This window comes from Acinetobacter sp. CE-15 (assembly GCF_051059255.1).
GTDB classification, from domain to species: domain Bacteria; phylum Pseudomonadota; class Gammaproteobacteria; order Pseudomonadales; family Moraxellaceae; genus Acinetobacter; species Acinetobacter guillouiae.
This window is the reverse complement of the sequence record NZ_CP192737.1, coordinates 535,428-549,590: the sequence shown is the minus strand read 5'-3', so window position 1 is coordinate 549,590 and position 14,163 is coordinate 535,428. Positions and strand designations below refer to the sequence as shown.

Genomic DNA, 14,163 nt, shown 5'->3' with positions numbered 1-14,163 from the left:
ATCAGTTTTCATCAGAAATACGATTTAACAAACCATTCTGAACTTGATAAAGCTGTCCATTACCAAAATCAATTTGTTGTTTTTCACCATGTAAACTTGGGAAACCAACAATTTTCTCAAGTTGCGGAGAACGTTGAAATTGTTGTGTTTTTGGATTGTACATCCAGTAAATATAGCGCTTATCATCGACTGTACGACCTTGTGACAAGTCCGACACAATGACATCATAATAACCATCAAAATTAATATCCATATAGCCAATACTGTTTGGATAACCAGTAAAACCTGTCAAGCTCTGTACCACTGTATTGTTGGTTTTATTTAACACATCAACACGTTTTAAGGTTTTTCCATAAGGGCTATTGGCATCATCTTGAGCATAAAATTTAAAGATAAAAACGGGTTTATTGCTGACTTTAAAAGCAGGCTCAAACTGTATCGACTGCCAAGCTGTATTTGGTTTCTTTAACAATGATGCTTTAAACACGCCTGTATTTGCATTTAATAGGCCAGTTAATTGATCACTACCATTTGCCAAAGGATCTGATTGAGCAGTGATCGACTTTAAATCCAACTGATCAGCTTTTTGTGTCCCTTTAAAATCTGTTGTTGTGCCGTCCATTAAATCCGTCAGCACACCATGCGGATGGGCAATCCCCGCATAAAGGTTCATAAAGTATCGACCTTCACTCGACTTAAGCATACGTTGCATCGATACGCGTACACCACTCAACGGTTTTAGCGCAGTGTTGCTCGAAGTGGACTGCGTTTCAGCAAAACTAAAGCATGAAATAGACAAAGTCGTCATTGCGATGAGAAGTTTAGATTTCATGCTTGAATACCACGTTTAACCAGAATCAATAATGTGTAATTTATCACAAAATAAATTTTTATTAGTTAAAAATTGCTACCCTAAAGATGATTTTAAAAAGTGCGATTTAAACGCGACCAATTGGCTGTTTGGCAACATGACCTTTTTTCTTTAACTCCTCAATATACTTTAATTCATTACGCGCTTTTGCGTCCGAGGGATCAACCTTTAAAACCTTATTAAAATATTGAGTAGCATCATCCAGTTGATTTAATTCAATCAAACTCACCCCTAAACTGCGTCTTACACTCTGTTGAATTGCCAATCTTTTTTCTTCAGGCTCAAGCAAATACAGATGCTGTTCAGCAGCTTTATAGCTTTCCAATGAGGCTTGCCACTGGTTTTGTGCTTGCTGAATAAACCCCGCCTCTTTTAAATACTCACTATTAAAAGGTGATAGTGTTAAAGCACTTTTTAACTTCGCTTGAGCATTCTTTAAATCATTCATTTCAATAAAGGCATAAGCGGCCTGAAAGTATAAGTCCGCCCAACAATTTGAAAAAACTCGAATATTTTTTTGCTTTCCCATATCAAGCATCAGGTATAGCAAGGTTTCAGCAGTGCCATTGGCTGCATAGAGAGTATCTTGGCTATTGTTTTGGTATTTTTCAAAATACTGAATTGCAGTCTGTAATTCTGCGATGGCCTGTTGTGGATGCCCCGCATTTAAAGACTGCTTGGCTTTTTCTAAAGCATTGTATGCAATCTTTTCATCGAGTACTTTATTTTGTGTATTTTGAACTTGATCATGATTCTGTCTAGATTTTTGCATAGAATCATCAACGCTCGCGTTCTGTGCATATACAGGATATATAGCACTACAGCCAAGCATACTGATGCTGACTAAATATGTTTTTAATGTCATGTTATTTTCTACTTTATTATTAACTTTAGCTAAAATATAGCATAAAAAAACCCACTCAAAAGAGTGGGCTTTGATAAAAACTAAAAATTAGTTCTTTTCTTTATCTACGATTTTGTTGGCTTGAATCCAAGGCATCATCGCGCGTAATTTACCGCCAGTCACTTCAATACCGTGAGCTGCGTTTTGACGGCGACGAGCTGTCATAGATGGATAGTTCAATGCACCCTCTTGGATGAACATTTTCGCATATTCACCTGATTGGATACGTTTAAGCGCATTACGCATCGCTTCACGTGATTGCTCGTTGATCACTTCAACGCCAGTCACATATTCACCGTATTCAGCATTGTTAGATACCGAATAGTTCATGTCCGCAATACCGCCTTCAAACATTAAATCAACGATTAATTTAAGTTCGTGCAAGCATTCGAAATAAGCCATTTCAGGTGCATAACCCGCTTCAACAAGCGTTTCATAACCCATTTTAACCAATTCAACAGCACCACCACAAAGTACTGCTTGCTCACCAAATAAGTCAGTTTCAGTTTCTTCACGGAATGAAGTTTCGATGATACCTGTACGACCACCACCTACACCTGAAGCGTAAGAAAGTGCAACGTTACGTGCATTACCAGAAGCATCTTGATGAATCGCGATAAGATCAGGTACACCTGAACCACGTTGGAATTCTGAACGTACAGTATGACCTGGTGCTTTAGGTGCAACCATGATCACGTCTAAATCTTTACGTGGAACAACTTGGTTATAAAGTACAGCGAAACCATGTGCAAATGCTAAAGTCGCACCTTCTTTGATGTTTGGTTCGATCACGTCACGATAAAGCTGTGATTGAAACTCATCTGGTGTCAAGATCATCACTAAATCAGCTTGAGCAACAGCAGCTGGAACTTCAGCAACTTTAAGGCCTGCATTTTCAGCTTTTTTCCAAGAAGTAGAACCAGCACGTAAACCAACAGTAACGTCTACACCTGAGTCTTGAAGGTTTTGCGCATGAGCATGACCTTGTGAACCATAACCAATGATCGCTACTTTTTTACCTTGGATGATAGATAAGTCGCAGTCTTTATCATAAAAAATTTGCATTGCTGTCTCCGCTAAAATGCTGTGTTTCCTCTTCCTATCCTGAAGATTATTGTTTTGAATCTTCTAGTCTAAGTCCCTCTCCTATTGCGAGGAGAGGTTATACATGAGGGAATAAAAAATCAAATAATTAATTACTGGTTGAGGTGCAACTAGAGTGAAAGAACCTTTTCACCACGAGCAATACCGGATACACCAGAACGAACAACTTCTAAAATTGTGTTTTCTGCAAGTGCATCAATAAAGCCATCAATTTTTTCAGTTGTACCCGCAATCTGAATGGTATAAGTCGTTGGAGTAACATCAACCACTTGAGCACGAAAGATATCCGCTGTGCGCTTAATTTCAGCACGTGCAGAACCCAATGCTTTGACTTTAATCAGCATCAGCTCACGCTCAATGTGCGCGCCTTCTGACAAATCAACCACTTTAACCACTTCAACCAATTTATTCAGCTGTTTGGTGATTTGCTCAATTTTATGGTCATCACCATAGGTGGTTAATGTCAAACGTGACATGGTTGGATCTTCAGTTGGTGCGACATTTAAAGTTTCAATGTTATAGCCACGTTGAGAGAACAACCCCACTAAACGAGAAAGCGCACCAGCTTCGTTTTCAACGAGTACAGAAATAATATGTCTCATTCAGTACGCTCCCCTTTAGACAACCACATATCTTGCATAGATTGACCTGCGATAAGCATTGGATATACATGCTCGGTACGATCAACCATCACGTTAATGAATACACATTTATCATTAATCGCCATTGCTTCTTTAAGTTTAGATTCAAGCTCATCCGCATGGTCAATCTGGATACCTACATGACCGTAAGCTTCCATCAATTTTGGAAAATCTGGTAATGACTCAACATAAGAACTTGAATGGCGTCCTTCATAGTTCATATCTTGCCATTGTTTTACCATACCCAAAGCACGGTTGTTCAAGCACAGAATTTTCACATTTAAGCCATATTGCTTACATGTAGAAAGCTCTTGGATACACATCTGAATCGATGCTTCACCTGTGATACACACTACTTGTTGGTCTGGGAATGCAAGTTTCGCAGCCATGGCATAAGGTAAACCTACACCCATTGTGCCTAAGCCACCTGAGTTGATCCATTGACGTGGACGTTTGTATTTGTAATACATCGCACCAAACATTTGATGCTGACCAACGTCAGAAGTAATGATCGCTTCGCCATTGGTTACTTTGTCTAATACTTCAACCACTTGTTGTGGTTTCATCACACCATTTTCACCTGGCGCATAACGCAAACCATGTACTTTGCGCCATTCGTTGATTTGTGACCACCATGCCGAGATATCTTCAGGGTTTGGTTTAGAAACATTCATTTGTTTCAATTGAACCAACATCTCTTGAAGTACTGGCTCTACCGCACCCACAATTGGGATATGCGCCATAATGGTTTTTGAAATCGTCGCTGGGTCGATATCAATATGAATCACTTTCGCGTTAGTACAGAACTTCGCCGGATTATTGGTTACACGGTCATCAAAACGCGCACCGATCGCCAAGATAACATCAGCATTATGCATACTCATATTGGCTTCGTATGTACCATGCATACCCAACATACCCAAGAATTGCTCATCATCGCCTGGGAACGCACCCAAACCCATCAGCGTATTGGTCACTGGGTAATTCAATAAATGCGCCAATTCAGTCAGTAATGCAGAAGCATTGCCTTGAACAACACCACCACCCGTATAAATCACAGGGCGTTTGGCATTAATCAGCTCATCAATGGCTTTACGAATTTGACCTGAATGACCACGGTGAGGTGGCTGATAAGAGCGCATCTTCACTTTTTCAGGATATTCATAAGCAAACTTGTCGACAGGATTGGTAACATCCTTCGGAATATCAACCACAACAGGACCCGGACGACCTGAAGCAGCAATATAAAATGCTTTTTTAATAACGGCAGGAATTTCACTTGCATGACGCACTTGGAAACTATGTTTTACGATCGGGCGAGAAATACCGACCATATCTGTTTCTTGGAATGCATCTTCACCAATAAGATGGCTGGCAACCTGTCCAGACAAAATCACCATTGGGATTGAGTCCATATAGGCTGTAGCGATTGGTGTTACAGTGTTGGTTGCGCCAGGTCCAGAAGTGACCAGCACTACACCTGTTTTACCCGTCACACGTGAGTAAGCATCTGCCATATGACCAGCAGCTTGCTCATGACGTACGAGGTAATGATTGATTTTATCTTGTTTAAATAGCGCATCATAAATATGTAATACTGCGCCGCCTGGATATCCAAAAACATGTTCAACGCCTTCGTCCGCCAATGCACGAACGAGCATTTCACCACCAGATAAAAGTTCCAACGTATTCACCCTAATCTTTATTCCACAGCGCTATGGGAGACACAGGCCGTGTTTCATTCATTGATTGTGCGCTCTGTTATAGCACACATATTTACTAGTTTTTGCAGCAATAAAAAAATAAATCGTCACGCAGCTGTTTGAGCTGTATGAATCACTGAAATATGTTGGGATAAACATGCTTCGGTAGAGTCATTTTCTCGGCTTAGAGAAAATGTTATTGCTTGCTTTGATATTTTTACTCGAAGGGTGATCGAAAAAAACATCTGAAACTAAAGCAAGCATTTTTGTAGTTTTAGCGAACAAAGTCAAGGTTTCTATCAGGCTTTTTATTGTTTATTTACCAAGCGTTTATTTTTAAAACTATTCCTTTTTTTTGGTTGTCTTATAAATAAAATTTTCAAAGACTTATAAGCCAATAAAATTGCAAAAGAATTATTTAAAATTTTATTTTTCTGTATAAAATAAATACGATTTCTAAAATACCCAGATCAAGCGAAAACAATCCGATGTATATTAGATAGCAGAATGATTTTTCGTTTTTATCTGAATAAAAAATGACTCAAAGGTTTTATAAAATGAAACAACGTCAACGCTTTGCACACACGGCTTTTGTATCGACAATTTTTGCCTTATTCTCTGTGGTTGGTGTCAGCGCCAGTCATGCAAAACAGTATTATAAATGGGTAGACAGCAAAGGCTCTACCCATTACACCACCACGCCACCGCCGAAGAATGCGCGCAGCCAAAGCAAGGTGAATACTTATGGCTATCATGGAGATTCGACACCCACCAACTCAGCACCAACAGCTCAGTCGCATACACCACAAAATCAGCCTCAAAATGGGCAACCACAAGGTACTCAACCGGTAACCCCAGCACCAGTGGTTAACCCACCGAATACACAACAGCCCAATGTCGCACCACAAAATGGGCAAAATACACCTATTAGTGTTGCCCCAGTCAATAATTAAATTAAAAGTAAAATCACAAGTTTTTCAGATTTAAAAGCACGCAAAATTCACTTTTTGATGGATTTTGCGCTATGCTGTGTGCACAGTTTTTTAACCATTATTCTCAAATACATTTATGACTACTCATATTGACCCTGAATATCAAGCAAATGCGATTGAGCCTCAAGTCCAAAAAGACTGGGAAGATCGCAAATCGTTTAAAGTTGCCGACACTGTAGAAGGTCCACGTCGTTATATCCTCTCGATGTTCCCCTACCCAAGCGGCAAACTGCATATGGGTCATGTGCGTAATTATACTATTGGTGATGTGATCAGCCGTTTTCACCGTCTCAAAGGTGAAACTGTGCTACAACCGATGGGTTGGGATGCTTTCGGCTTACCTGCTGAAAATGCAGCGATTGCCCATCAAGTTGCGCCAGCAAAGTGGACCTTTGAAAACATTGCATATATGCGCGATCAATTGAAGAAACTTGGTCTATCTGTCGACTGGGATCGCGAATTTGCCACCTGTACACCAGAGTATTACCACTGGGAACAATGGTTATTTGTACAGCTCTATAAAAAAGGCTTGATCTATCGCAAGCTGTCTACAGTGAACTGGGATCCTGTAGACCAAACTGTTCTTGCAAATGAACAAGTTGAAAATGGACGTGGTTGGCGTTCAGGTGCATTGGTAGAAAAACGTGATATTCCAATGTATTACTTCCGAATTACCGATTATGCACAAGAATTATTAGACGATTTAGATACCTTAAAAGACGGTTGGCCACAACAAGTTTTAACCATGCAACGCAATTGGATTGGTCGTTCAACGGGTATGGACATTACCTTCCCGTCGGCAAATCCTGAAGTTTATGCAGATGGTTTAACGGTTTATACCACACGTGCCGATACCTTGATGGGGGTAACTTATGTTGCGGTTGCAGCTGAACATCCTCTAGCGCTCAAAGCTGCTGCGATTCAATCTGAAGCAGGCAAGCCAGAACTTGCTGCCTTTATTGAAGAATGTCGTATGGGTTCTGTTGCAGAAGCGGATCTTGCGACTGCTGAGAAAAAAGGCATGGCAACAGGTTTATCTGTTAAACACCCTGTTACGGGTCAAGATATCCCTGTTTGGATCGCAAACTATGTATTGATGTCATATGGTTCAGGCGCGGTGATGGCCGTTCCAGCACATGATGAACGTGATTTTGAGTTTGCCAATAAATTCAACTTACCAATCAAACAAGTCATTGATGCCAAAGGCTCAGATGATGCCGAATATTCTGCTTCAGAATGGCAGGAATGGTACGGTTCTAAAGAAGGTAAATTGGTCAATTCATTTGAATTTGACGGTTTAGACTTCCAAGCTGCTTTTGATGCATTCCTAAGCAAATTAGAACCACAAGGTCTTGCCAGCGCTAAAGTTCAATTCCGTTTACGTGACTGGGGTGTTTCTCGTCAACGTTACTGGGGTTGTCCAATTCCGATGATCAACTGTGACAAGTGTGGTCAAGTCACTGTTCCAGAAGATCAACTGCCAGTTGTTCTTCCAACAGATGTGGTTCCAGATGGTTCAGGTAATCCTTTAAATAAAATGCCTGAATTTTATCAAACAAAATGCCCAAGCTGTGGTGGTGATGCACGTCGTGAAACCGATACTTTGGATACCTTTGTAGAGTCATCTTGGTATTATGCACGTTACGCTTCTCCTGATTTCACAGGTGGTTTAGTTAAACCTGAAGCTGCAAAATCTTGGTTGCCTGTAAACCAATATATTGGTGGTGTAGAGCATGCCATCCTACATTTACTTTATGCACGTTTCTTCCATAAACTTATGCGTGATGAGGGTGTGGTACAAGGCAATGAACCATTTACCAACTTACTGACTCAAGGTATGGTTTTAGCGGATACCTTCTATCGTGAAGCGGAAAGCGGCAAAAAAACTTGGTTTAATCCTGCGGATATTGAGTTAGAAAAAGACGAGAAAGGTCGTGTACTTTCTGCTAAATATTCAGGTGATGGTCAAGACGTTGTGGTTGGTGGTCAAGAGAAAATGTCGAAATCGAAAAATAACGGTATCGACCCACAAGCGATTATTGACCAATACGGCGCAGATACTGCACGTGTATTTATGATGTTTGCTGCACCACCAGATCAATCTTTAGAATGGTCTGATGCAGGTGTTGAAGGCTCAAACCGTTTCTTAAAACGTGTATGGCGTTTAGTTGCAGGCTTCCTTGAAAAAGGCAACCATGCAACAGCAATTGATGCTTCGAAACTTTCTACTGAAGCGCAAGATCTACGTCGTAAAACTCATGAAACGATTCAAAAAGTGGGTGATGACATCGAACGTCGTCATGCATTCAATACCGCGATTGCAGCTTTGATGGAATTACTCAATGCCAGCAATAAGTTTGAAGCAAAAGATGACAACGATGTTGCTGTAGCACGTGAAGCGATTACCACTTTATTGACTTTACTTGCACCATTTGCACCACACTTAAGTCAGACCTTATTGACTGAGTTTGATATCGATTTAACTTCGGTACTGTTCCCTACGGTTGATGAGTCTGCATTAACACGTAATACACAAACCATCGTAGTTCAAGTCAATGGTAAGCTTCGTGGCAAGTTAGAAGTCTCTGTTGATGCATCGAAAGATGAATTATTGGCATTGGCTAAAGCGTTACCTGAGGTTCAGCAATTCTTAACAGGTCCAACCAAGAAAGAAATTGTGGTTCCAAATAAGCTTGTGAATTTGGTGGTTTAAAAAGCTTTTAAGCCTCCCTTTCTAAAAGGGAGGTTTGGAGGGATTTTATGAAAAAAATCTCCCCTAACCCCTCTTTAAAAAGAGGGGGACTAAATGCAATAAACAAAACCCAAACAAAGCCCGTTGTCATTCAACGGGCTTTGATTCTAAAATGGCGTGAATTTATAAAGATTAAATATTCCATATCCAATGGAATTTCATGAGGACAAAGCATGCATTTAGTTCAACGTGTTGCTGCAGTTGTATTAACTTTGGGTCTGAGTGCGGGCTTAGTAGGTTGTGGCTTTCATTTAAAGGGCACCAATGCCCAAGCAACACCTTTGGTTTACACCAAATTACAACTGGTATTACCAGCGAATACTGAAGATCTTGAAAAGAAACTCAGTGTTTATTTAACTGCAACAGGTGTCCAACTGAGTAATTCAAGTGATGCTTATGTATTACGAGTATTAGACTACAAACCTGTTCGTCATGAGTTAAATGGTAAATTGGTAGAAACACTACTCCGTCTAAGTGTTACTTTCCAGATTGAAGATAAACAAGGGAATCCGATTACTGAACCTCGGACCTTAAATGCATCTCGTAGTTATCAATATGATGTTGCAACGGTCAACACAGATGATCAACAATATAAATATCTGAGCCAAATTTTGATTGATGACATTGCACAACAAATGTCGCGTCAAATTGCAGCCAATCGCTTACCTAAAGCACGTACTCTTTCGACCCAACCTGTAGCGCAATAATTCTATGAAACTTGACTATTTACAAGCCCTTAAACGTGTTGATGAAGCGCGAGGTGTTTGGATTTTACATGGTCAAGAACCACTTTTAGAACAAAACCTACTCGATGCTTTAAGAAAAAGCTGGGCAAAACATGAAGTAGAAAGACAACGCTATGATCTCAATAGCGTTTCCGACTGGAAAAATGTCTTTAATGCTTTGAATAGCTTATCTTTATTTTCTCAAAATCTCGCACTTGAAGTCCATGGTAATATCAAACCCGATGCCAATGGACTCAAACAACTCAAACACTATATTCAACATAATGAACACAACTTGCTTGTGATCATTATGCCCAAACAAGACTCAAGTAGTCTAAAGTCAAGTTTCTTTCAAACCGTTGAAGCCAATGGTGTTGTGATTGCTTTAACCGCAAATTACCCGCAAGACCGTCAACGAATATTGTCAATCGAAGCAGATCAGCTCGGTGTCCAATTAAATCAAGATGCCTGGATCTGGCTTGAACAACATCATGAACATAATCTTTTGGCTGCCAAAAACAGCCTGATGCGTGTTGCCGACACCTTCCCAGATCAAAAGCAGATTTCAATTGAACATTTACAAGAATGTTTACAGGATCAATCACGTTATAGCACCTTTGATTTAAGTGATGCATTGATTGCTGGAAACTTGGCACTTTCGATTAAAATTTTCCAATATCTTGTGGAGTCAGGCGAACCCAACAGTTTAATTTTATGGACAATTAGTAAAGAAATGCGTCTTTTGATGCAATTGTATGAACAACCACAAAATGCCTTACAGCTCGGTATTTGGAAAACCAAGATTTCGTTGTATCAACAAGCACTTAGACGCTTAAATCCACATTCATTTTTAACTTGGCCACAACTGTTATTGCGTGTAGATGCTGCAATCAAAGGACTCAGCAAAGAAAGTCCAGAACACATCATTCAACAATGTATTGCTGAGTTATGTGGAAAAACTTTATTTATCAATGCTTAGGTAAATATTATACAGAATAATTCTCATTTCCATTTATTTTAAAAAATTCACGCTTTATCCTTATTTAATCATTATAATTTGATCAATTTTTCTCTCAGCCCAATTATCGCTATGCCAAAAATAAAACCAGCCAAAGCCATTCTTATAGCGGTTTGTCTTGCCATCATTGCCGCAATCGCATGGTACGTATTAAAGCCTAAAAATACACAACCGCAGTATATAACCTCAGAAGTCACACGTGGTGATATTGAAGATGCAGTTCTTGCAACAGGTGATTTAGAAGCAACCAAGATGGTGAGCGTTGGTGCGCAGGTTTCAGGTCAAGTTAAAAAAATGTACGTCAAGCTGGGTGACCAAGTTAAACAAGGTCAACTGATTGCACAAATTGATTCAGTACGTCAAAGCAACGATTTAAAAACGGCTGAAGCCAATATTAAAAATCAACAGGCTCAGTTGACAACCAAACAGGCGACTTTAGCCAAAGCTGAGGCAGAATATAACCGCCAAAAAAATATGTTTGCACAAGATGCAACGTCTAAAGCAGATTATGACAGTGCCTTAGCGGCATTTAAAACAGCACAAGCTGATATTGCTTCGATGAATGCACAAATTGAACAATCCAAGCTTACACTTGCAACATCACAAGAAAACTTAGGTTATACCCGTATTGTTGCTCCTATGGATGGTACTGTGGTAGCCATTGTGACCGAAGAAGGTCAAACGGTAAACGCCAACCAAAGTGCACCAACTATTGTGAAACTTGCAAAATTGGACACCATGACCATCAAGGCACAAGTGTCTGAAGCAGATGTCATGAAAGTTCAAGAAGGTCAAAAAGTTTATTTCACCACACTGGGTGACAGTGAGAAAAAACGCTATGCAACACTGCGTCAAGTAGAGCCAGCACCAGAATCAATTAACACTGAAACATCAAGCAATTCATCTTCCTCATCATCAAGTACAGCGATTTATTATAATGCCCTATTCGATGTACCAAACGATGACGGTAAACTCCGAATTGATATGACCGCACAGGTATATATCATTCTGGCTGAAGCCAAAAATGCACTGACTGTTCCTGCTGCGGCATTACAGTCTTCAAACCGTCCACAACGCGCCAATAAATCAGCAAATGGCGCATCTGGTGCAAATTCAACTCGTTCAGCATCTGCACCTCAAGGTCAAGCAAATAAAAATGGACAAAATGCTGCTGATCGCCCAGAACGCCTTGAACTCACCGCAGATGAAAAGACTTTGATTGATCAGGGTAAAGCTTCGGTTTCGATTGTTCGTGTTTTACAGGCGGATGGTAGTGCTCAACGTAAACAAGTTTTAATTGGTTTAAATAACCGTGTAACCGCCCAAGTACTGCGTGGCCTCAATGAAGGTGATCAAGTTGTACTAGCAGATGGTTCAGATACATCCAATGACTCTGCAAAACGAAGCAATAAAAACAGTGGCCCAATGAGACTCTAAGCATGGATCAGAACAATCATCAGATCAAACCTCTACTTGAGGTCAGTAATCTGATTCGTGAGTTCCCTGCGGGTGAATCCACTATTCAGATTTTAAAGAGTATTAACCTTAAAATTTACCCTGGTGAACTGGTTGCTATTGTAGGGCAATCTGGTTCGGGTAAATCGACATTGATGAATATCTTGGGCTGTCTTGATCAACCCACATCAGGTAGTTATCAAGTCAATGGACGTGAAACAGGTCAACTTGAACCCGATGAGCTCGCGCAATTACGCCGTGAATATTTTGGCTTTATTTTCCAGCGCTATCACTTATTGGGTGATTTAAATGCCGCAGGAAACGTTGAAGTCCCAGCGATTTATGCTGGTATGGATCCGAGTGTACGTCAAAAGCGTTCACATGAAATCTTGACTGACTTAGGACTCGGTGAAAAAACTGAAAACCGTCCAAATCAGCTTTCGGGTGGACAACAACAACGTGTTTCAATTGCACGTGCATTGATGAATGGTGGTGATGTCATCCTTGCGGATGAACCAACTGGTGCACTGGATAAGCACAGTGGTGTTGAGGTTATGCGTATTTTGCGTGAGCTCAATGCTAAAGGGCATACCATTATTCTGGTTACGCATGATATGAATGTGGCAAAAAATGCGACACGTATCATTGAAATCAGTGATGGTAACATCATCGCGGATAAGCCAAATGTTCCCGAACATGATGATGAGATTGATATTGTTGTCGATCCAGAACCTAAGTCGAATCGTAAAAAGTCATCTAAATGGCGTTCTGCATTAGATCGTTTTGCAGAAGCCTTCCGTATGGCCTTGCTGGCAATGAATGCCCACCGTATGCGTACCTTTTTAACCATGCTGGGTATTATTATCGGGATTGCATCTGTGGTCTCGGTGGTGGCTTTGGGCAATGGCTCACAAAAGCAGATTCTTGATAACATCAGCAGTTTAGGCACCAATACCATTACCGTCTTTCAGGGACGTGGCTTTGGTGATAACTCGAAAACAGCACAGTTTAAAACCTTGGTTCCAGCAGATGCTGAAGCACTCTCAGAGCAACCTTATGTCGAAGCAGTCAGTCCAACAGTCAATAGTAGCGTAACAGCGCGTTTTAAAGACACCGAAGCTTCTGCAACCGTCAATGGTGTCAGTGCTGATTTCTTCTATGTACGTGGTATGACCTTTAAATCTGGGCAAGCTTTTGATAAAAACAGTATCACTGGGCGAGCGCAGGATGTGGTGATTGATGCCAATACTGAAAAGACTTTCTTTGCAGATGGCACTAACCCTGTAGGGCAAGTGCTGTTATTGGGAAGTGTTCCAAGCCGAATCATTGGTGTGATTGATGCACAGCAAGGCTTTATGGGCAACTCAGACAGTCTCAATGTTTATCTACCTTATTCAACCGTCATGAGCCGAATGTTAGGACAATCCAATGTCCGTAGCATCATCGTGCGTATTAAAGATGAATATCCAACTGCGGTTGCTGAAAATGCCATTTTAAGTTTGTTGGAACAACGTCATGGCGCACAAGATGTCTTTACTCAAAACTCTGACAGTATTCGTCAAACCATTGAACAGACCACACAAACCATGACTTTACTGGTTTCAGCTATTGCGGTGATTTCATTGGTTGTCGGTGGTATTGGGGTAATGAACATCATGTTGGTGTCTGTGACCGAGCGTACCCAAGAAATCGGTGTGCGTATGGCTGTAGGTGCTCGGCAAAGTGACATTCTGCAACAGTTCCTGATCGAAGCTGTTTTGGTGTGTATTTTGGGCGGTATCTTAGGGGTTCTGCTCTCTTTAGGCATTGGACAGTTAATTGGACATATTGCCAAAGGCAGTTTCCAAATGGCGTATTCAAGCACCTCTATCATTGCGGCATTTGTATGTTCAACCTTGATTGGTGTGGTATTTGGATTTATCCCAGCTCGCAATGCAGCACAGCTCAATCCTGTTGATGCACTTTCGCGTGAATAACCGAAGAATAAGGAAATTATTA

Annotated in this window: 11 protein-coding genes; 6 read left to right on the top strand and 5 right to left on the bottom strand. The window is 40.6% G+C overall.

From position 1 onward, the window contains the following. Nucleotide 1: 1 nt before the first annotated feature. The 5 genes from ACQ7EO_RS02595 to ACQ7EO_RS02575 all read right to left on the bottom strand — a co-directional run bounded on the left by ACQ7EO_RS02595 (nt 2) and on the right by ACQ7EO_RS02575 (nt 5,205). Nucleotides 2-832, bottom strand: coding sequence for an XAC2610-related protein (locus tag ACQ7EO_RS02595; RefSeq protein ID WP_434278817.1), 831 nt, complete (start codon nt 830-832; stop codon nt 2-4). A 106-nt stretch (nt 833-938) separates the two neighbouring features. Further along, on the bottom strand, nt 939-1,736 hold the full coding sequence (locus tag ACQ7EO_RS02590) for a tetratricopeptide repeat protein (RefSeq protein ID WP_434278816.1): 798 nt from the start codon (nt 1,734-1,736) through the stop codon (nt 939-941). 87 nt (nt 1,737-1,823) lie between these two features. Continuing rightward, complete coding sequence (gene ilvC, locus ACQ7EO_RS02585; protein ID WP_004725869.1) at nt 1,824-2,840, bottom strand: ketol-acid reductoisomerase; 1,017 nt, start codon at nt 2,838-2,840, stop codon at nt 1,824-1,826. A 149-nt stretch (nt 2,841-2,989) separates the two neighbouring features. Further along, on the bottom strand, nt 2,990-3,481 hold the full coding sequence (ilvN, locus tag ACQ7EO_RS02580; RefSeq protein WP_004725868.1) for an acetolactate synthase small subunit: 492 nt from the start codon (nt 3,479-3,481) through the stop codon (nt 2,990-2,992). Next, nucleotides 3,478-5,205 (bottom strand): acetolactate synthase 3 large subunit, encoded by a 1,728-nt coding sequence (locus ACQ7EO_RS02575; protein ID WP_034612315.1) that lies wholly within the window; start codon nt 5,203-5,205, stop codon nt 3,478-3,480. The genes ilvN and ACQ7EO_RS02575 overlap by 4 nt, the downstream gene beginning before the upstream one ends. A gap of 575 nt (nt 5,206-5,780) precedes the next feature. Here ACQ7EO_RS02575 and ACQ7EO_RS02570 point away from each other — a divergent pair. The 6 genes from ACQ7EO_RS02570 (at nt 5,781) to ACQ7EO_RS02545 (ending at nt 14,141) form a co-directional block, all read left to right on the top strand. Next, nucleotides 5,781-6,176, top strand: a complete 396-nt coding sequence (locus tag ACQ7EO_RS02570; RefSeq protein WP_434278814.1) for a DUF4124 domain-containing protein — start codon at nt 5,781-5,783, stop codon at nt 6,174-6,176. Nucleotides 6,177-6,291: 115 nt separating this feature from the next. Continuing rightward, nucleotides 6,292-8,928, top strand: coding sequence for a leucine--tRNA ligase (gene leuS, locus ACQ7EO_RS02565; RefSeq protein ID WP_434278813.1), 2,637 nt, complete (start codon nt 6,292-6,294; stop codon nt 8,926-8,928). 212 nt (nt 8,929-9,140) lie between these two features. Beyond that, complete coding sequence (locus ACQ7EO_RS02560) at nt 9,141-9,674, top strand: hypothetical protein (protein ID WP_004725857.1); 534 nt, start codon at nt 9,141-9,143, stop codon at nt 9,672-9,674. Nucleotides 9,675-9,678: 4 nt separating this feature from the next. Continuing rightward, entirely contained in the window at nt 9,679-10,671 is a 993-nt protein-coding gene (gene holA, locus ACQ7EO_RS02555; protein ID WP_004725854.1) for a DNA polymerase III subunit delta, read from the top strand. Between the two features lie 111 nt (nt 10,672-10,782). Next, on the top strand, nt 10,783-12,147 hold the full coding sequence (locus ACQ7EO_RS02550; RefSeq protein ID WP_151802123.1) for a MacA family efflux pump subunit: 1,365 nt from the start codon (nt 10,783-10,785) through the stop codon (nt 12,145-12,147). A gap of 2 nt (nt 12,148-12,149) precedes the next feature. After that, nucleotides 12,150-14,141, top strand: a complete 1,992-nt coding sequence (locus ACQ7EO_RS02545) for a MacB family efflux pump subunit (protein ID WP_004725851.1) — start codon at nt 12,150-12,152, stop codon at nt 14,139-14,141. Nucleotides 14,142-14,163 lie beyond the last annotated feature (22 nt).